The sequence below is a fragment of the Limosilactobacillus sp. genome (genome assembly GCF_051873035.1).
Classification (GTDB): domain Bacteria; phylum Bacillota; class Bacilli; order Lactobacillales; family Lactobacillaceae; genus Limosilactobacillus.
In genome coordinates, this window is the sequence record NZ_JBJEEL010000008.1 from 1 (window position 1) to 19,495 (window position 19,495).

Here is a 19,495-nt window from a genome sequence, read left to right on the forward strand (position 1 = left end):
GTTTTTTATTTACCACCAACTGGGTGGCTAACTTCATTCTATAATCTACCTTTATCTATATTTTAGCTAATTTAACCACTAAATGAAACGCTTTCATAACGGAGCTATTTTAAAAGGCCTGATCCTGGTAAGATACCAGGGTCAGGCCTTTTAACTTTAGTTAAGACTAGTAGATGATTACCGGCTCACCCTTGGAAAGCGCGTGGAAGGCGATGCCGGCATTTTCGGGATGCATGTTGATACAGCCGTGGGAACCACCACCGGTTTCCTTATAGGCCCGCTTTGACCAGTCGGTTCGCCAGCTGGCATCGTGGAAACCACAGCCGGAGAGGGTAAATGGTGACCAGTACTGCACCTTGCTGGCGTACTTAGAACCATCATCGTTAAGTCCCCGTAAAACGGACGGGGTCTGCTGGTACATGATATACCAAACACCCTTAGGCGTCCGGTTCCCAGCATTATTGGTCCCGCTGACGATGTCAGTGCTCAGCACGCACTTGCCGTTCTTATAGAACCAGGCGTGTTGTTTAGCGAGGGAAACCGCTACGTAGGTGTTGCCGAGGCCGTAGTTGCTAGTGTTAGCATAACCGGTTCCCAGGTGGCTGTAGCCTTTGCCGTAGAGGTCGTTTTTGGCATCAACCTGTTTTTGGTTAGCCGCCAGGGCCGCGGCCAGGGTTTGCCCCGCCTGCCGACTACTGATCTTCCAGCCGTAGGTTCCGGCGTTAGTAGTGGTAATCGTCTTGCCGTCGGCTGTCTTGTACTTAAAGGACTTGCCTAGGGTTGCCTGGTGGGCATTGATCCGGGCAATCTGCCCCTTTACTTGATCAGTGGTGAAGTGGTAGTGCCCGTTTTGGTAGGTGGCCTTAGTAATTACCTCCGGTGTGGTGAAATGGTAGTTCTTATTTTGAACCCGGTAGGTAACCGACCGGTGTTGCAGCTTGCTTAGCTGTCGCTTTTCGTTTTGGACGGTCGGACTGTTAGCCGCCAGCGGGGTAATAAACCGTGGCTTTAGGTGGATAGTACCATTAACAAACTCCCGGCTGACGGTCTTGGTCAGCCCCTGGTCACTGTACTGGGTCCCCTTGACCGCCGGGATAACCTTAACCTGCCCGTTTTGGTAAACCGCATAGGCGTCGCGGGGGGCGGTCCGACCAGCGTTGAGCTGTTGGACCCGGTTATTGACGGCGGTATTGATATCGCCGAGGGCCGACTTGTCAAGCTTGGCCGGCTCAACTAGTAGGTTGACCCGCTTGTGGGAAGGGAAGAAGGTGTACTGACGTTGTAGGGCGGCACTGATCTTCTTTTGATCTGCAGGGGTAAAGCCGGAGCTAGTTGTGGCCCCCGTGTAAACCAGTTTTTGGTTTACGTAGACCTTAGAAGTGCGCTTCGTTTGCCGCACCTTATCGTATGCCTGTTTGGCGGTTAGCCCACCGACCGCTACCCGGTTGATACTAACGTTTTGGTTAAAGTGGGTTCGCTGGTGGTGGTGCATCCCGATTAGGACCAGGATTAATAACACCAGGACAGCAATAATGCTATTTTTTAAACTTAATTTTTGCATCGTTCAATCCTCAGTTGCCAATCAAATTATAGAGTTATCTTACTGCTAATTGACCAAATTACAAGAATTTGATTTGTGAAATGCCGTCAAATCAAGGCCTAGCGCCGTTATTTTTTAATAAAAATTATTTATCCTTTACAAAAAGTTAGTGAACAGTTACACTTGAGTTAAATTATAAAACTAGTTTTCTTCGGGGCCGGGTGAAATTCCCAACCGACGGTGACAAGGTAACTTGAAGTCCGTGACCCGCGTGCTAATGTTAGTTCGCGGTTGAACCAGTGCAAGTCTGGTACCGACAGTATAGTCTGGATGGGAGAAGAAAAACGTAATATTTAACACTACCAGTTTAATGATGGCCCCGGATAACGAAATTGTTATCCGGGTTTTATTTTTACCAGCAGTGCCCAGAAACCGCGCCCCAGGAGAACTCTTGGGACGCTTTTTTTGTTGGAGGGTGATGGAAATGGATGATCGATACTTTATGCAATTGGCGATTGACCAGGCAAAACAAGCGGTTGATACCTGGCAAAATCCACGGGTGGGTGCCGTGGTCGTCAAGGCGGGGAAGGTGTTGGCAACCGGGCACACCCAGCCCTTTGGGGGACCACACGCCGAACGCACTGCTTTAAGCAAACTTTCGCCCAGGCAGGCGCAGGGGGCAACACTCTACGTGACCCTGGAGCCCTGTAACCATTACGGCAAGCAGCCACCCTGTACCGACATGATTATCAAAATGGGGATCAAACGGGTCGTGGTTGCTGAAACCGACCCCCATGCCCTGGTAACGGGAAAGGGGATTAACAATTTGCGCCAACACGGCATCGAAGTCGTCACCGGGGTAAGTGAGCGGGCCGCGGCCCTGGTTAACCCCCACTACAACTTCTTTTTCCGCCAGGGCCGCCCCTGGGTCACGCTCAAGCAGGCGGTTAGTTTAGACCACCGGGTTAGTGCTGGGGTGGGACAACGAACGGCGATTACCAACCAGGCCGTTTACCGGCAGGTTCACCAGGAGCGGGCCAATTTCCAGGGAATTGTGGTCGGTAGTACGACAGCCATTGTCGACGACCCAACCCTGCTTCCACAGCCACGGCCACGGTTTATACCGGTGCGGATTGTGCTGGACCGGCGGGGACGGCTCGCTGATTATCCTCAGTTGAAATTACTGAGTGACGGCCTAGCGCCGACGTGGCTCTTTACAGCCAATGCGACGGTCGCCCACCGCCTTAAAGGTTTGCCGGTCCGAGTATTTTACCTACCGGATTGTTCAATAAAGGTGGTGCTCACGGCGCTGGCCCAGCAGGGGATTCAGTCACTATATGTTGAGGGCGGCCCCACAGTCCATGGTGCGTTTGCGACGGCGGGCCTGGTGGAAGAAGTGATTACCTACCTTGACCCACAAATGCTGGGTGCGGGCGGAGTCGCTGCCTTTACCCCACCGGTACCATGGAAATTTAGCCACCGCCGGTTAACGGTATTAGGGGATAACGTCAGGATTGTAGAAAGGAAGCGGGAAGATGTTTAGTGGTTTAGTTCAAGGAACTGGTAAAGTACAGGACTTACGAAAACAATCTGAAACGATTGAATTGGTAATTGCACCAACCCAACCGGTCGTAATGAAGGGGCTCGCAATTGGTGATTCGGTGGCGATTAATGGTACCTGCCTGACGGTGGTGGACCAAAGTGACCAGGCCTTTCACGTTACCCTGATGCCCCAAACTTTTAACAAGACGACCTTTAAGGAGCTGGCTGTCGGGGACCTAGTTAACCTCGAGCGGTCTTTGAAAGTCGGTGACCGGTTGGAAGGGCACATTGTGACGGGGCACGTTGATGAAGTGACGACGGTGCAAAGGGTGACGACGAACGAAAACGCTATTGAGCTGCGCTTTACCTTACCACCGCGCCTGAGTAACCAGGTCGTCTCTCAGGGGAGTGTCGCTATTAATGGCGTAAGCCTGACGGTAATGGCAACCGGGGATGATTGGTTCTCGGTCGGCCTAATCCCGCATACGCAGACGGTTACGAACTTGGATGAACTTCAGGTCGGTAGCCGGGTTAACTTGGAAACGGATATTTTAGGCAAGTACGTGGCCGCAAATGTACAGAAAGGGGCACAATAATGGATGTAAAAAAGATACAGACAGCAATTGACCACCTGAAAAAGGGTGGCTTAGTAATCGTGATGGACGACTTAGACCGGGAAGCAGAGGGGGACATGGTCGGTTTAGCCAGTAAGGCAACACCGGAAAAGGTTAACTTCATGACCAAGTATGCGCGGGGCCTGATGTGTGTCCCGATGGCACCGGCCGTGGCTAACCGTCTGGCCCTTCCCCAGATGACGACGGATAATACCGACCCCTTTGGTACGGCCTTTACCATTAGTGTGGATCACAAGTCGACCACGACGGGAATTTCGGCCTTTGACCGTTGGCGAACGATCAGCCACTTAGCAGATCCCCAGGCCCAGAATGCGGACTTCTATAAGCCGGGTCATATTTTCCCGTTAGTTGCCAAAGAAAATGGGGTACTGGAAAGAAATGGTCATACGGAGGCTGCCGTTGACCTTGCCAAGTTGGCCGGTGAGGAGCCGGTGGCTTATATCTGTGAGATTCTCAAGTCAAATGGTGAAATGGCCCGGTCCAAGGAGTTGCACGAAAAGGCGGCGGAATTCAGTCTGCCAATTATCACCATTAAAGACCTGCAGGAATACCGGCGGAGTATGGTTAGCCAACCGGTTGAAGAGGTACACCTGCCAAGCGAGTATGGTGACTTCCGGCTCCGGCACTTTGCCGGTGATAACCTGGCCCTGATTAAGGGCGATATCTCCGGTGAAGAGCCGGTCATGGTTCGTTTGCATTCGGAATGCTTTACCGGGGATGTCCTGGGGTCATTGCGTTGTGACTGTGGCCCCCAGCTCCACGCGGCCATGCGGCAGATTAATGCGGCGGGTCGGGGAATCGTCCTTTACCTGCGGCAAGAGGGCCGGGGAATTGGCCTGGAGAATAAGCTCCGGGCCTACCACCTGCAAGAGCACGGCTATGATACGGTGGAGGCAAACGAGAAGCTGGGCTTTAAGGCCGACGAGCGGCAGTACCGGCTAGCCGCTCAAATTCTGCAGCAGTTGGGGGTTAAAAAGATCGACCTGCTGACGAATAACCCAGATAAAATTAACCAACTAGAAGAGGCGGGAATCACGGTTCATGACCGCCTCCCGTTGGAAATTCGGCCCAACAAGTATGACCGGCAGTACCTGATAACTAAGAAGAATAAATTCCATCACTTATTGGATATGGAGGCATAATCATGAAAGAATTTACGGGAAAGTTTAACCAAAATAGTGTCCACGTCGGGATCGTAGTTGCCGATTTTAATAGTACCGTGACGAGTAACCTGGTTACCGGTGCCGTGGCCACCTTGGCCAAGTTTGGGATTACGGGAGACCAAGTTGCCGTTTTCCATGTACCAGGGGCGTTTGAAATTCCCTTTGCAGTAAAGAAGTTACTGGATAAGGGTGAATTCGACGGGATCATGACCCTGGGGGCGGTAATTAAAGGCGAGACCGATCATTATGACCTGATTTGTCAAAACGTGGCCCGGGGGATCATGGAACTGAACTTACAGGGAAAGGTCCCCGTTACCTTTGGAATCCTAACGACCAATAATATTGAACAGGCAATGCAACGGGCCGGCTTGAAGATGGGGAATGAAGGAGCCAGCACGGCCCAAAGTCTACTGGAAATGATATCACTGAGTAAACAAATCTAAGATGTTTCATGTGGAACAGCTTTAAAAAGATAAAAGGGAGCATGACAGAAGTCGGTTACGACTTCGTAGTCATGCCCCCGCGAGCACAAATAGGGGTCCAGAGTTCGGCTTTGCCGGGCTCTGGACCTCATTTGTGTACCGCGCTGCTCGCTTTTGATCTATACAGAGAGATTTATGTCACGTCCTCAATTCATAGTTTCACGTGAAACAGCGGCTACTTAACATTGGCAATCGCTTCGTGAATCGGTGTCTCACCGCTCCGCATTAAGATAACCTTACCGATAGTATTGTCCGCTTCCAAGACGTCGGCCAATACCTGAGCAACATCGGGAATTGGGTTGGTGGTGTCGGCACCTTCACCAAAGGTAACTTTCCCCGTCGCGGGCTCTTCGGTTAGTGATGCTGGTTGAATGATGGTGTAGTCTAGGTCCGTGCTATGGATCAGATAGTCATCGGCAAAGAACTTGGCGATGTTATAATCGGTGATTTCAGCAAGTGCAGGGTAATCTGCCCACTTTTCAGGTTGGAGGGCATACATTGAACTCAGCATAATGTAACGTTTGATTCCTGACCGTTGCGCGGCCTGCATTGTCTTAACCGCCCCCATGGCGTCAGTTTGGAGCAGGTCCTTGCCCCGTGATCCGGCCACAAAGTAAACCGCACTGCTACCTACCATCAGACTAGCAATTTTGGTTACGTCGCCGTGGAGGTCTAAATTAACTGGAGTAACACTAGCAAGGTTGATAATTTTTTCGGGGTGGCGGGCGCCCGCGACAACTTCATTTCCCGCCGCAACCAGGTCCTTGATTAACTCAGTAGCGACACGTCCGGAACCACCGGCAACAAATACTTTACTCATATTAACTCCTCCTTAATCTTTTATCCGTTTCCATTTTATCTTATAAAAAGTAAGCGGTAAAGGAAAGGTACCTTCTAGTAAATGATATAATCAAAAAGTAACAGCTATCGGCGTGTTCCCAATGCGCTCTGATGGTAGTAACTAATTATAAGAGGGGATTACCATGACGAAAGAAAAACAGTTAACCAGTGAAATGGTTGAAAAGTACCAAAAAGTATTTCGATCGCGTCCGGCAGCGGCCGTGATTGCACGGGCGGTACAAAGGAACGGGATCAAGAATGCTAGCGAGGATCCCGCCGCTAGCGAACGTCTCCACCGGGCCTTTTCCTATGAGATTAAGACCGGGAAGCCGAGCAACCAACGCCACAGTGGGCGCTGCTGGTCGTTTGCCGCCTTGAACACACTCCGTCATAAGTTCGCACAAAAGTATAATTTTAAGGACTTCGAACTTTCCCAAAACTACCTGTTCTTCTGGGACCGGATCGAGCGGGCAAACATGTTCTTCCAAAAGATTATTGAAACCGCTGATAAGCCGTTCCATGACCGTCTCGTGGACTTCTACCTAAGTTTTGCCTTAAATGATGGTGGCCAGTGGGCGAATGCGGCCGCAGTCATCGAGAAGTACGGGGTGGTACCAGAATACGTGATGCCAGATACCCATAATACTAAGGACACCAGTGATGTGGCCGAAGTGATGAACTACCTAATGCGTAAGGATGCCTTAGAGTTACGGCGGATGGTTAAGCATGGTGATAGTGAGGAGCAACTTGCTCAGGCCCAGGAACGGATGATGGCCGATGTTTATAAGGTGGTCGCCTACTCCTTTGGTGAACCACCGGCTAAGTTCGACCTGGAATTTAAAGATGATGACCAGAAGTTCTACCAAGTGCTGGGCCTAACTCCATTGGATTTCTACCACCAGTACTTCGACACCAACTTTAACGATTATGTAGTGGTAACCAATGCACCGGACCATGAATATGGCCAGGTCTATTCTATGCCGACCCAAGATAACGTTGCCGGTGGGGTAGCAATTAAGTTTATGAACGTTCCTTTTGCTGACCTCCAAGCCGCGGCGATTGCCCAACTTAAGGCTGGGGAAACGGTCTGGGTCGGTAACGATGTCCTCCAACAGATGGACCGGAAGCGGGGGCTGATGGATGCCAAATTGTTCCACCGGCAAGAATTACTCGACGTCGACTTCACGATGGACAAGCGTGATCGGTTGGAAACCCGGCAGGCGGAGGTTACCCATGCAATGACTTTAACGGGATTTGACCTGGTTAATGGTCAGCCAACCCGGTGGAAGATTGAAAACAGTTGGGGTAAGGATAATGGGGACAATGGCTACTTTGTCATGACCCAAGACTGGTTTGAAGAGTATACTTACGAAGCAGTAATTAATAAAAAGTACTTACCAGCCCGGCTTCAAGAGTTAGCAGCGACAACGCCAATTGAATTAACCGCCTGGGATTCACTACAATAACTGATTAAATGTCTATTGGCTAGTCATCTATTGAGAAAACGCTTCCAAAGTTGTATAATAAGCATTGTTTGGAATGTTACTTTTGGATGAAAGGATGGTTTTCAATGACGGATTATAGTCAAGAATTAGCAGAAGTAATGGCTAATAATAAGAATCTTTTCGGCAGTAACGGTGAGACTGGTAAGTCCTTTATGGGAGTCCATGATGCGGCTATTAAGGCGGGCGCATTGGACGGTAAGACTAAGGTCCTCGAAGCATTAGCCATTGCGGTTGCAATTCGCTGTGAAGGGTGCATTGTTCAACACACCAAGGGTGCCATTAAGCTCGGTGCAACCCGGGACGAGATTGTTGAGACCATCAACATTGCTATTATGATGGGTGGTGGCCCATCAACGGTTTATGGCGGTAAGGCGCTGGCCTGTGCCGACCAATTCCTGAAAGAGCAAAAATAGTTGAATTAAAAGGCAGCTGAGAAATCTTTCCCAGCTGCCTTTTTTAAGTGGATGTTTCATGTGAAACATCAATTTTATTTAACAATTTCCTGCCGCCAATGGTGGAGGTGCTTTTTAGTGATTACGCAGAGGCCGTCGTCGCCCAACTGCTTCATTTTTTCAGTGCACATAATTTTGACATGCGGACTCGCCGCCGCCTTTTGTTCACCCCAGTAATTAAGATAACGGAGGGCGGCGTACAGGTTTTCACCTTCTTCAGTTAACCGGTATTCCACGTGGGGCGGCATCGTGTTAAAACTCTTCCGGGCAACAATGCCGGAATCGACCATTTCACGGAGCTGGTCACTAAGGACCTTGTACGAAGTACCCAGCTGTTTGACTAGCTCACCGGTCCGGCGGGGATGACCGGCCAATAGGTAGAGAATTACCGGCTTCCACTTACCGCCAATAATGGAGAGCGCGTATTCAGCACCAGTATTGAACATCTGCGGTGTAGTCATCTTTATTCCTCCTTTTGTGGATTGACAACTAGTTTAAAGACCCGGTCCGGCTGACCAGTCAGGTAGTAAACAATATTTTGACAGGAAATTTGTTGGAGTGCCGTTACGGAATCAGTACTGTAAAAAGCCGTGTGGGGGGTAACAAGGACATTTTCCCGACCGACTAGTGGGTTGTGCTGGAGGTCAGGAAATTCAGTAGCTAAAACATCCAGCGCCGCGCCCTTAATTTGCCCAGTATCCAGTGCCGTTATCAGGGCGGATTCATCGACTTCGGCCCCCCGCGCCATGTTAATGAAGTAGGGATGGTTGACCATCTTTTGGAAGCGGTCGGCGGTGAAAAAGTGGTGGTTGGTTTCGTTAAGGTTCATGTGGTTAGTAACGACATCGGCACGCTCTAGTAACTTATCAACGCTTACAAGCTGGACTAAATTAGCGACCGGTGTGTAGAGCTCCTTACTGATGAAGGGATCGTTAGCGAGCACCGTCATCCCCAAAGACGCCGCTTTTCTAGCGACTGCTCGCCCAATTTTACCCAGACCAAAGATCCCTAACGTCATGTTGCTGAGCCGCCGGTTAGGGTGGACGTAGTCGTAACGCCATTCGTGCCGCTGGTCAACGTCATTGACGTAGGCCTTGAGTTGGCGGACCAGGGCTAACATTGTGGTAATAGTGAATTCCGCCACATCCTCGGTACAGTACTCGCCAACTGGGCAAACAGCGACACCGTGTCGTTTAGCCGCGGCGAGGTCAACGTTGTCATAGCCAGTAGCGTTGATAGAAACGATCTTTAGGTGTGGGGCCGCGGTGAAAACGGCGTCATCGATTTTGATAAAGGCAGTTAAGAGCGCGTCAGCATCGTGGATTTCTTTTAAAAAGGCAGCACGTTGGTTGTCCTGGTAAGGATAAACGACGACTTGGCAACCAGGTAGTCCGGCCGCTAGGACCCGCTTTTCTAGTTGGTGGTTGGGTATCATCGATTCTGGATAATCAGCAATTACAATTTTCATTTTGAGCCCCCCCTTACATTGCTATTATATGGCAAATTAATTTAAATGGCGTGATCGACTGGCGCAGACTAATTTCTTACCCCACCGTAACTAGCTTACCCAGAAGTGCTTACTTTTAATAAGATTGATCCTTACTATACTAGAAAGTGAAACTAAGGTTAGGAGGAAGAATAAATGACAAAGCAAGTTTTGATTCTCGGTGCAACTGGTAAGATTGCGGGCCACGCAATTACGGCCCTGTTCGAAAAGACGACTGATCACTTACTCTTATTTACGCGTCACCCGCAGAACCTGACTGGGGTTGACAAAAGCCGGGCGACGGTGATTAAGGGCGATACCCTAAAGCAAGCTGAGCTGGACGCGGCGGTTGCCAAGGCGGACGTGGTTTATGCTAACCTGCGGAACCCACAGATTGAGCAACAAGCCCGGAACATCGTTGCCGCAATGGATAAGTACGGGGTTAAGCAACTCGTCTGGATTTCATCAATTGGGATCTATGACGAAGTTCCCGGTAAATTTGGTGAGTGGAATAACGAAATGCTCGGTGGTGGTCAAGCGGACAGCTACCTCGGTACCTACCGGAAGGCTGCTGACGTCGTTTCCGCCTCCGACCTCGATTACACGATTATTCGACCGGCCTGGTTGACCGATAAGGACGAAGTCGATTATGAAATAACCCAGCGTGGTGAGGCCTTTAAGGGGACTGAAGTTTCAAGAAAGTCGATTGGTAATTTGGTTGCCGAAATAATTGCTAATCCGGATAAGTATGTACGGAAGGACTTAGGGGTCAATAAGCCGAATACTGACGGTGATAAGCCCGCTTGGTACTAGAAAAGTTGAATAGGGCGAACAAACTCCCGGTATTTCTAAATGTGGAGTACCGGGAGTTTTTAGTACAAAGATGGAATTTCATTAATAATGAGTGTATATTAGAACATAATTAGAAAAAGGATAAAATTTATCATATGGAGGCGCCTTGGAATGAGCGAGAAGTTAAAAGTTGGTGTGATTGGTGCTACTGGAATGGTGGGTCAACGGTTTGTAACCCTGCTGGCTAACCATCCCTGGTTTGAGGTAACGGTGGTTGCAGCTAGCAAGCACAGTGCAGGTCAAAAGTATGGTGAAGCAGTTAAGGACCGCTGGAAGATGGGGACGACGCCGATTCCAGAAGGTGTAAAGGACCTCACCATTTTAGATGCTGAAGATGTCGACCAGGTTGCTAGTCAGGTGGACTTTGTATTTTCAGCGGTGCACATGGATAAGGATGCGATCCGCCAGCTGGAAAACGCGTATGCCCAACACGAGACACCGGTGGTTTCTAATAACAGTGCCCACCGTTGGACGCCGGATGTACCAATGGTGGTACCGGAAATTAACCCCGAACACGTGGAAGTAATTAAGTACCAACGGGAACGACTGGGGACGAAGCGGGGCTTTGTGGCCGTAAAGCCGAACTGCTCCATTCAAAGTTATACACCGGCCCTGGCAGCGTGGATGAAGTTTGAACCGACCCAGGCTCTTGCATGTACCTACCAGGCCATCTCCGGTGCTGGTAAGACGCTGGAAGACGCACCAGAAATTCAGGGTAACGTTATCCCGTACATCCCCGGGGAAGAAAAGAAGTCCGAGGATGAACCGCTGAAGATTTGGGGCCACGTGGATGCTGAAAAGAAGGCCATTGTTCCGGCAGAATCACCGGTAATCACTAGCCAGTGTCTCCGGGTACCGGTTCTGTATGGGCACACGGTAGCGGCCTTCGTTAACTTCAAGCAGAACCCAACCAAGGAAGAATTAATCCAGGCCCTCGAAGATTACAGTGGGGAGCCGCAAAAGCTTGGTTTGCCAAGTGCACCAAAGCAATTTATCCAATACTTAGATGATGACTTCCGGCCGCAAGTACGGTACGACGTGAACTTTGAACACGGGATGGGGATTTCCATCGGTCGTTTACGTGAAGATAAGCTCTTTGACTGGAAGTTTGTCGGCCTGTCCCATAACACCGCCCGGGGTGCCGCTGGTGGTGCCATTGAATTGGCCGAATTGTTGAAGGCTAAGGGCTACATTGAAGCTAAGTAGTAACTATGAGGATCGTGTATTTACTCTTCGAATACGCGGTGCTCATTTTTTATCCGAAATACTATGCGTTATCCGCATACCGCTATAAAGATCTGGTAATTTTCAACGGACCCCTTTCTGGATAGAATAGTGGCAACAAATCAAGAGAGAAAGGTGATTAGGATGAAAAAGATCAGTCGTAAGTGGATTGCAATGATTGCGGTTATTATTCTCGCAATTGTAGGTGGCCTAGTGGTTAATAATCACCACCAAGCCGCAGCTAATAGTAAGGGAAAGCGGACACTGATTGTTTACTTCTCCAGAACCCGCGGAATTTATGGTGGGGATTTGAAGATTGGTAACACTAAGCGGATCGCGGATGATATTCAAAAGAAGACCGGTGGGACCGAATTTGAAATCCGGCCAGTGAAGGCCTACCCTAATGACTACGACCAGACGGCCCGGTTAGCCGACCAGCAGCGGCGTTCCGGTGCTCGTCCAGCTATCAAGGGTCCAATGCCAGATGTTAGCAAGTACGACACCATCTTCATCGGATCACCAGTTTGGTACAACACCTACCCAATGGTTGTCCGGACCTTCATGGACCAGGTCAACTTAAACAGTAGTAGTAAGACGGTTATCCCGTTCACGACTAACGAAGGTTCTGGCCTGGGCGAAACACCAAATGTTTTGAAGAGTCAATACCCGAATGCTAAGACCCGGCGCGGCTTTACGGTTCGGGGAACTGAAGCAGCCCACGCCCGGGGCCAAGTTAACCGTTGGCTCGACCGGCTGGGTTACTAGCCCGGAAACAGCATAAATAAGCTAAAAAAGTGAGTACGGTAGAAGTCAGTTACGACTTCTACCGTACTCACTTTTTATATACTGCTGGCGGATACTAGGAGGTGTAAAATAACTACTAGTAGCGAGTAAGGAGGATGTCATGACACAAGAAAATCGTGGGGCCAAGCTCCAAAGCTTTTTAGAAAAAATGATGGGGTCGCCTGCCTATCAAAAGGGAAACGCGGCTAAGTATAGTCCGGATGCGGTTGACTTTAATCCGGCATCACCGTTAGTTGGTAAGAAGATTGCCTTTCTGGGCTCTTCGGTCACGTATGGCTTTGCGGCCAAGGGGAAGTCCTTTGTTGACTACCTGGTGGCCCGGGATGGGGTTATGGCAACTAAGTCAGCAATATCCGGTACCACGTTGGCCGGCCTAGAATCCGGTGGTTACCTTGATCGTCTAAAAAAGGACTTCTCTGTCGACCAGCAATACGACCTCTTTGTTTGCCAGCTATCGACGAATGATAATCGTCATGGTAAGCACCCCGGCCAGTTAACCGCAAATAACCAGCGGGACAGATTTGATACGGGAACTACTCTGGGGGCCATTGAGGAAATTTGTCGGTATGTACGGGTAACCTGGAACTGCCCGCTAGTTTTTTATACCTGTCTCCAAGCCGATCCAGAACATAAATATGCCGACCTGATTAAGGATCTGCAAAGCCTCCAAAAGAAGTGGGGCTTTGTTATCATCGACCTCTTTCATAACCGCGGCCTGCTGGCTAGTACGGCGGCCCACCCGAATGCAATGTTTGATGATGTTCACCCAACACAGGAAGGCTATTTGAAAATCTGGCTACCGGTGTTTGAACGGGAGTTAACCGCAATTATTACAGAAGTACAGAAAGGCTGATTAGAAATGGATATTACAATTAAAAGGGATGGCTTGACCCTTCGCGGTGTTTTGGAAGGTACTGAGACTCTTCAAAATGACCGAATCGCGATTTTGATGCATGGCTTTCAAGGAGACCGCGGCTACCACCCCGGCAAGCTCCTCTATGACCTTTCTCAGCACCTGAATGCTGCCGGACTACCGACTTTGCGCTTTGATTTTGATGGGTGTGGGCATAGCGACGGGGACTTTGCCGATATGACGGTTCTCGGTGAAATCCTTGATGGGATGGCGATTATTGACTTTGTCCGTACTAAGGTTAAGGCAAAGCAAATTTACCTGGTTGGCCACTCCCAAGGTGGGGTGGTGGCCTCGATGTTAGCTGGCTATTACCGGGACCTCGTTGATAAGTTAGTCTTGCTAGCTCCGGCGGCAACCCTTAAGGACGATGCCCTGATCGGTGAGTGTCAGGGAACTAAGTATGACCCGAACCACATTCCGTTGGCGGTATCAGTCCATGGTCAAGACGTGAGCGGCCAGTACTTCCGGACAGCCCAACTGTTGCCAATTTACGAAACGGCCCAGCACTTTGGTGGGGAGGCGGTAATCATTCATGGCTTGAATGATAACGTCGTTTCACCGGAAGCCTCACGGAAGTACAACGTGATCTTACCAAACAGTAAGCTCTACCTAATGGAGGGGGAAGATCACATGCTAGAGGGGAAGAAATTATCAGAGATTCTAACTACCGTAACGGATTTCTTGAATAAATAAGTAATAAGGGAGTACCTGCTTTAGGGTACTCCCTTATTACTTATTTTAAATCCCTTTCCCGTTGGTCGAGGAAGTGGCGAATGCAGTCTTCCAAACTTAACCCAGTTTGGTCGGCGAGGGTTGCCAGCCACCAAATACATTCCCCAATTTTATAATCGAGTTGGTCGTCACTGGTTTTCGGCCACCATCCTTGTTGGTCCATCACTAACCGGCCGACGATTCCGGCATCGGTTAAAAAGGCCAAGGCGTCCTCTTCCGCACTCCACTTACTGCCGTGGTATTTTAATTCTAATTCATGGTAACGCTGGCGGATTTTAGCCGCCCGTTGTGAAACTTCTTTAATGTCCATTCTAATTTCTCCCTTATTTATCTTGGTGGTGCCGATAGTCTTTTTCAAAATCAACGAGTTCTTTGATGTCATGGCAGCTAGCTAGGGCAGCCCGGTATTGTTCATGGATATCAGGGGCGACCCGTTGGCCCTCATTAGTTGTGGTGTAGTAAATAGCCTCGGTTCCGGCTTCAATGGCCGTCTTGAAGTACCACATCTTATAGTGGAGAAAGTCAAGCTGGTCTTGCAGAATCTTAATCTGCTTAATAACGGTCTGTTCTTCCTGCTTAAGGAGGTCGTAGCGGTCATCTAGAGTAACGTCACCGGCCATGCATAAGTCGATGAAGTGGCGAATTTCTTCAATCTTCATCCCACACTTCTTCATGCATTCAATCACCTGTAGGAAGTTTAAATCATTATCTTTAAAGCTCCGCCGACCGGCCTGATCGCGGTCGACGAAGGGGAGAAGTCCCTTTTTATCGTAGAACCGGATGGTCGACGGTGGAACGTTGAGCCTTTTAGCAACCTCACCAATTGTATAACGCATCTTTTTCCCTTCTTTTCTTTGACTTAAACCATGGTTTAACCCGTATTATAGCAATGACGAACTAAGGAGGTAATCAAAATGTCTGAAATTGATAAGTTAGTGGCTGGTGAATGGTTTAATTTTGGCGCCCCGGAGATTGCTTCCCGAAAACTGCGGGCGGCAACCATGGCCCAGAAGTTTAACGCAATTCCCGAAAATGAGCCGGAACATCAGGAAGCAATGGCCCGTAAAATCCTGGGCTCCGCTGGGAAGAACCTGGTCGTCCATAGCCGGTTTAACTTTGACAATGGTAAGAACATCCACGTTGGTGATAATTTCCTGGCTAACTATAACCTGACCGTCTTGGACGTTGGTGAGGTTTGGATCGGTAATAACGTCTGGATTGGGCCGAATACCGATATTTACACGGTTAACCACCCCTTGACCGCACACGGACGGCGGCAGCGCCTGGCCCGGGTCCAGCCAGTGACGATTGGGGATGATGTCTGGATTGGTGGGAAGGTGACAATTACGCCGGGAGTCACAATTGGTAATAACGTTGTCATTGCGGCCGGGGCCGTGGTTACCCATGATATCCCTGACGATAGCCTGGCGGCCGGTGTACCAGCAAGGGTGATCCGGCAGCTAAGTAAGGAATAATTAGGCTATGCATTAGCCGTATATCATTATAGGAAAACGGTAATTTTCAAACTTCGCCTTCGCCATTAGAATAAAACCATCGAAGCAAACAAAGCGAAAAGGATGGGATTAATAATGGAAAAGTTTAAGTTAAATAACGGTGTTGAAATGCCTGAAATGGGGATTGGAACCTTCCGGATGTCACCAGATAACGCCCAGAAGGCCGTGGAAGCAGCCCTAGCAGATGGTTACCAACTAATTGATACGGCCGAAGCCTACTACAATGAAGATGGCGTTGGTCGGGGAATTAAGAATTCCGGAGTTAACCGTGACGACCTCTTCGTTAGCACGAAGCTGTGGACCACGTCTTACGATGACCCGGACGCCGTTGATAAGGCTCTGGACCGCTTAGACCTTGATTATATTGACCTGCTTTTCTTGCACCAACCATCTGGTGACTGGAAGACCGCTTACCGGACCCTTGAAAAGGCCTACCGGGACGGCAAAATTAAGGCCATTGGTATTTCGAACTTTGACCGGAGCGCGTCCCTTTTGAAGAGTGTTTTAGACTTTGCGGAAATTAAGCCCCAAGTACTGCAGGCAGAAGCACACCCGTACTTCCCCCAAACGGAAGCCCGGCAAATTCTTAAGCCTTACGGTACCCGTTTGATGGCCTGGTACCCACTAGGCTCTGGTGACCGTTCGCTGATCAATGAACCAATCTTTACCAAGCTGGCTAAGAAGTACCACAAGTCCAACGTCCAAATTATCTTGCGTTGGCACACCCAGATGGGTTTCGTGGTAATCCCTGGTTCAACTAACCCGGCCCACATCCACGACAACGCTGACATCTTTGACTTTCAGTTAACCGATGATGAAATGGCCGCAATTGCCAAGGTCAACAAGAATAAGCGTTACTACTAAAATAACTAGCCCAATAAAAAGGACCGTTCACGATTCTGAACGGTCCTTTTGTATTGGGAGTTTTGTAGATTGATGTTTATGATTTAAGTTAAATTACAGGACAACGTAGAAACTTGGGGCGTACCAAGCCTGGGTAGTAACCGTCACGGTTTGACCAGGTTGTGGTGCGTGAACGTAACGACCATTACCAAGTGAGATGGCAACGTGACCAGGAGTGGTGTCGGAGCCGAAGAAGAGCAGGGCACCAAGTGGAGCGTTGGCAACATCATAGTGGTGGACACCCAGTGCTTGTTGTTGGTAGGTAGTCCGTGCACTAAGGCCGTATGCCCATTGAACTAAACCGGAGCAGTCAAAACCACCCGGCCGGTTCCCACCCCAAACGTAGGGGGTACCGACCATTGAAAGGGCCCGGTTAACAGCTGTTTGTTGCTTCGTTTGCAGCTTACCGTCGGCACCAAAGAGGTAGGTCTTACCGTCAATGGTTTGTTGGCCAGTCACCTTTTGACCGGTAGTTGGGTTGTAGTAGTAGTCACCCTGCCAACCACTGTTAATGGAGTAGTCACCGGAGATAAAGTCAACGTATTGGCTGTTACCATCGGCCGAGCTCGTGTAGCGGTGGAGGATCCGGATACCCTTGTGTTGCATAGCATCAGTTACCGGAATATCCACACTAAAGCCAGATTGGGCGGTGTCAGCGATCCATGGGTAGGCCTTGGTAATGTCATTGCGGGTAATGTTCTTTTGGGCACCGGTCAGTTCAGTCCGGTAGAGTTCCTTCCCGTTGAGGTCCAAGACAATAATGTATTGGTGTTGCATCCCCTTAGCGTTGGTAGCGGCATGCCAACCAGCGTAGTGAATCGTATTGCCGTTTAATGAGAACTGGTCAGCGTAATCGGCGTTCGTAGCGTAGCTTTGTGAGTATTGGTCACTAAAGTTACCATTCCCCTGCGCATCATCAGTAAACCGCATCATCACTTGCAGGTTACCACTTAACAGAGCTTGGTCAACGTTGAAGTTAGCAGTGAAACCACTCTTGGCACTGCCGTAAATGGTGTTCATGGCCTGGGCAACGTCTGGACGGGCCGTCAGGTTAACCCTTGTCCGGGCCAATTCTTTACCATCCTTCATTAAGAAGACGTAAGCAAATGGCTTTGTGGCGGAAGCATCGTCAGCCATCCAGCCGGTTACTTGCATCCCGGAATTAGTTTGCTTAAGTGAGTCAATGGCGTAACCCTTTTGGGACTTACCAAGGTCAATTGGCCCAAACCACATGTCATAGTTTTGGCCTTCCCCGTTAGCTGCGGTAGAGTAACGACTAATAACTTGCAGTTGGTCATTTAAGTAAGGGGTCAGGTCGAAATTAAAGTTGGTGTTAAAACCAGCGTATTGGCTATTGTAAACACCAGGATAAGCCTTGGCGACGTCGTTTCGTTGGGTGTTAGTAACCTCTTGCCGGGCTAATTCCTTACTTTGTGTTTGATCGTAAACAATGACGAAGTGGTGTTGGTAGTTAACATCCTGGTTAGAAGCGTTCCAGCCGGAAACTTGCAGGTTACCGTTGGCAATGCTGAAGCTGTCTAAGCTACCGTGGTTAGTCTGGTCACTCGCAGCTTGTGCTTGTTGAGAGTTTAAATTAGCCCCACTAGGCTGCCAACTTGGCGTCTGGGCCTGGCTAGTGGTGGCCGTTTGATCAGTTGTGGTCGTTTGATCAGTCGTGGATGCTTGACTAGCTGCACTATTAGTACTGGTAATCGTGGTCGTTTCTGGCTGTGAAACCGTGTCAGCCTGGGCGGCAGGTTGTGCGCTAACCATTGCACCAAAAGCAATGGCGAGGGTAGCGATAACCGCGTAGCACCAGTTCTTACCGTTCTTGTACATCTTGTAGTGTTTCTTAGTATCCATTTATTTATCGTAACTCCCTTTTTAATCCGTAAAACAATTTCCGATTGTTAGACTACCACGTTCGTAAGGACAAAAGGGGAATGTGGGCGGAATGTTATTGGAATGATAATTTCTGCAATCAGCTTGTAACGCTGGTGCAATATTGTTATATGACAGATCAAAAAAACCACCAGCATTGCTGGTGGTTTTTACTAGCGACTTAATTTATTTTTCCGGACTACTTAGTAATTCGGGCTTACCGTATGCAAAGCCTTGTCGTAGGTCGATGCCGAGTTGGTCCGCTAGTGCTACCTGCTCAGCGGCTTCCACCTTACCGACGATGGTTGTAATGTGGTGATGCCGGGCCCGGCGCTGCCACTGGGCAAGGGTGATATCGATCCAGTGGTTCTTCGACTTACGAAAGGTGTGAATGTTAAATTTTAGATAATCAATGTAGGGCAGGAAGGGCCGCAGTAAGTAGTAGGTCCGGTGTGAAGAATCAACATTTTCAATTTCAATTTTAATCTGGTCGTGATTAAGGGTTTTGAATAGGTGGATTAAGAACCGCCGGCGCAGAAAGCCACTTTGGCGAATGTTAGCCGCGTCAATTTCCACAACCAGTTGCCGTTGATGAATGACACTCAGGACCCACTGAAAAAAGTAGGTAGACCGGAAATCAAGCAGTTGGCTAACCGTCATGTTAAGTGCCAGTGACTGAATTGATTTGAGAATCTGGGGGTCAATTTTTTCAATGGTGTTAACAACTTTACTCAAAGGAAAGTCAATGACATTCCTTGGTAACCGCCATTTTTGCTGGTGCTGGTCATATTCACGTAATAATAGCTCGTAACCAATAATGGCATGGTCCTGGTTATAGACAGGTTGACCGAAGTATTCGTATTGCCGCGAAAAGCCCTTGTCCTGGTCGATGCCGACCTTATTTTGGTACCGAAAGTGGGCCTCGATACAGAGTAGGAGGCAAATGAAAGTGAAAAATAGGAAAACTGATAATAAAAGGCAGATTGTAAAATTTAAGTTGAACATTAAGTGGACGGAAAAACCCATC

At 49.2% G+C, this 19,495-nt stretch carries 21 protein-coding genes and 1 riboswitch; of the genes, 13 read left to right on the forward strand and 8 right to left on the reverse strand.

Annotation, left to right across the window (positions count from 1 at the left end):
* Window positions 1-166: 166 nt before the first annotated feature.
* Window positions 167-1,561, reverse strand: a complete 1,395-nt coding sequence (locus ACI31H_RS00635) for a L,D-transpeptidase (RefSeq protein WP_439770066.1) — start codon at window positions 1,559-1,561, stop codon at window positions 167-169.
* Between the two features lie 182 nt (window positions 1,562-1,743).
* A riboswitch (FMN riboswitch) is annotated at window positions 1,744-1,886 on the forward strand.
* A gap of 138 nt (window positions 1,887-2,024) precedes the next feature.
* Between ACI31H_RS00635 and ribD the strand changes: the two genes are divergently transcribed.
* Genes ribD through ribH form a run of 4 tightly spaced genes read left to right on the forward strand, consistent with a single transcriptional unit; the run spans window position 2,025 to window position 5,323 of the window.
* Window positions 2,025-3,083, forward strand: a complete 1,059-nt coding sequence (ribD, locus tag ACI31H_RS00640; protein WP_439770067.1) for a bifunctional diaminohydroxyphosphoribosylaminopyrimidine deaminase/5-amino-6-(5-phosphoribosylamino)uracil reductase RibD — start codon at window positions 2,025-2,027, stop codon at window positions 3,081-3,083.
* Complete coding sequence (locus ACI31H_RS00645) at window positions 3,076-3,678, forward strand: riboflavin synthase (protein ID WP_439770068.1); 603 nt, start codon at window positions 3,076-3,078, stop codon at window positions 3,676-3,678. The genes ribD and ACI31H_RS00645 overlap by 8 nt, the downstream gene beginning before the upstream one ends.
* The gene (gene ribA / locus ACI31H_RS00650; RefSeq protein ID WP_439770069.1) at window positions 3,678-4,859 is read left to right on the forward strand and encodes a GTP cyclohydrolase II; all 1,182 of its coding nucleotides are present in this window, start codon (window positions 3,678-3,680) and stop codon (window positions 4,857-4,859) included. Before ACI31H_RS00645 ends, ribA begins: the two co-directional genes overlap by 1 nt.
* A gap of 2 nt (window positions 4,860-4,861) precedes the next feature.
* Window positions 4,862-5,323, forward strand: a complete 462-nt coding sequence (gene ribH, locus ACI31H_RS00655) for a 6,7-dimethyl-8-ribityllumazine synthase (RefSeq protein WP_439770070.1) — start codon at window positions 4,862-4,864, stop codon at window positions 5,321-5,323.
* A gap of 214 nt (window positions 5,324-5,537) precedes the next feature.
* Here ribH and ACI31H_RS00660 read toward each other — a convergent pair whose 3' ends face one another.
* Window positions 5,538-6,182 carry an NAD(P)H-binding protein gene (locus tag ACI31H_RS00660; protein ID WP_439770071.1) on the reverse strand — a complete coding sequence of 215 codons (645 nt, stop codon included), beginning with the start codon at window positions 6,180-6,182 and terminating at the stop codon, window positions 5,538-5,540.
* Between the two features lie 163 nt (window positions 6,183-6,345).
* Between ACI31H_RS00660 and ACI31H_RS00665 the strand changes: the two genes are divergently transcribed.
* On the forward strand, window positions 6,346-7,668 hold the full coding sequence (locus ACI31H_RS00665; protein ID WP_439770072.1) for a C1 family peptidase: 1,323 nt from the start codon (window positions 6,346-6,348) through the stop codon (window positions 7,666-7,668).
* Between the two features lie 104 nt (window positions 7,669-7,772).
* A complete protein-coding gene (locus ACI31H_RS00670) occupies window positions 7,773-8,120 on the forward strand; it encodes a carboxymuconolactone decarboxylase family protein (RefSeq protein WP_439770073.1) in 348 nt (115 codons plus the stop codon).
* Window positions 8,121-8,194: 74 nt separating this feature from the next.
* Here ACI31H_RS00670 and ACI31H_RS00675 read toward each other — a convergent pair whose 3' ends face one another.
* The gene (locus tag ACI31H_RS00675; RefSeq protein WP_439770074.1) at window positions 8,195-8,620 is read right to left on the reverse strand and encodes a winged helix-turn-helix transcriptional regulator; all 426 of its coding nucleotides are present in this window, start codon (window positions 8,618-8,620) and stop codon (window positions 8,195-8,197) included.
* Between the two features lie 2 nt (window positions 8,621-8,622).
* Entirely contained in the window at window positions 8,623-9,627 is a 1,005-nt protein-coding gene (locus tag ACI31H_RS00680; protein WP_439770075.1) for a hydroxyacid dehydrogenase, read from the reverse strand.
* Window positions 9,628-9,801: 174 nt separating this feature from the next.
* Between ACI31H_RS00680 and ACI31H_RS00685 the strand changes: the two genes are divergently transcribed.
* The 5 genes from ACI31H_RS00685 (at window position 9,802) to ACI31H_RS00705 (ending at window position 14,131) form a co-directional block, all read left to right on the forward strand.
* Complete coding sequence (locus tag ACI31H_RS00685) at window positions 9,802-10,458, forward strand: SDR family oxidoreductase (protein ID WP_439770076.1); 657 nt, start codon at window positions 9,802-9,804, stop codon at window positions 10,456-10,458.
* A gap of 150 nt (window positions 10,459-10,608) precedes the next feature.
* Window positions 10,609-11,703: an aspartate-semialdehyde dehydrogenase gene (asd, locus tag ACI31H_RS00690; protein ID WP_439770077.1), complete on the forward strand. Its 1,095-nt coding sequence runs from the start codon at window positions 10,609-10,611 to the stop codon at window positions 11,701-11,703.
* 162 nt (window positions 11,704-11,865) lie between these two features.
* A complete protein-coding gene (locus ACI31H_RS00695; protein ID WP_439770078.1) occupies window positions 11,866-12,486 on the forward strand; it encodes a flavodoxin in 621 nt (206 codons plus the stop codon).
* A gap of 139 nt (window positions 12,487-12,625) precedes the next feature.
* Entirely contained in the window at window positions 12,626-13,378 is a 753-nt protein-coding gene (locus tag ACI31H_RS00700) for an SGNH/GDSL hydrolase family protein (protein ID WP_439770079.1), read from the forward strand.
* Window positions 13,379-13,384: 6 nt separating this feature from the next.
* Window positions 13,385-14,131 (forward strand): alpha/beta hydrolase, encoded by a 747-nt coding sequence (locus ACI31H_RS00705; protein ID WP_439770080.1) that lies wholly within the window; start codon window positions 13,385-13,387, stop codon window positions 14,129-14,131.
* 40 nt (window positions 14,132-14,171) lie between these two features.
* Here the strand turns inward: ACI31H_RS00705 and ACI31H_RS00710 are convergent, their stop codons facing one another.
* A complete protein-coding gene (locus ACI31H_RS00710; RefSeq protein WP_439770081.1) occupies window positions 14,172-14,480 on the reverse strand; it encodes a MazG-like protein in 309 nt (102 codons plus the stop codon).
* A gap of 13 nt (window positions 14,481-14,493) precedes the next feature.
* Window positions 14,494-15,006: a MerR family transcriptional regulator gene (locus ACI31H_RS00715; protein ID WP_439770082.1), complete on the reverse strand. Its 513-nt coding sequence runs from the start codon at window positions 15,004-15,006 to the stop codon at window positions 14,494-14,496.
* Window positions 15,007-15,084: 78 nt separating this feature from the next.
* Between ACI31H_RS00715 and ACI31H_RS00720 the strand changes: the two genes are divergently transcribed.
* Complete coding sequence (locus tag ACI31H_RS00720; RefSeq protein ID WP_439770083.1) at window positions 15,085-15,645, forward strand: sugar O-acetyltransferase; 561 nt, start codon at window positions 15,085-15,087, stop codon at window positions 15,643-15,645.
* Window positions 15,646-15,756: 111 nt separating this feature from the next.
* The gene (locus ACI31H_RS00725; protein ID WP_439770086.1) at window positions 15,757-16,548 is read left to right on the forward strand and encodes an aldo/keto reductase; all 792 of its coding nucleotides are present in this window, start codon (window positions 15,757-15,759) and stop codon (window positions 16,546-16,548) included.
* 93 nt (window positions 16,549-16,641) lie between these two features.
* Here ACI31H_RS00725 and ACI31H_RS00730 read toward each other — a convergent pair whose 3' ends face one another.
* Both ACI31H_RS00730 and ACI31H_RS00735 read right to left on the reverse strand, forming a co-directional pair.
* Window positions 16,642-18,450 carry an NlpC/P60 family protein gene (locus tag ACI31H_RS00730; RefSeq protein WP_439770084.1) on the reverse strand — a complete coding sequence of 603 codons (1,809 nt, stop codon included), beginning with the start codon at window positions 18,448-18,450 and terminating at the stop codon, window positions 16,642-16,644.
* A gap of 204 nt (window positions 18,451-18,654) precedes the next feature.
* The coding region (locus ACI31H_RS00735; RefSeq protein WP_439770085.1) for an EAL domain-containing protein at window positions 18,655-19,495 on the reverse strand (841 nt) is incomplete at its 5' end.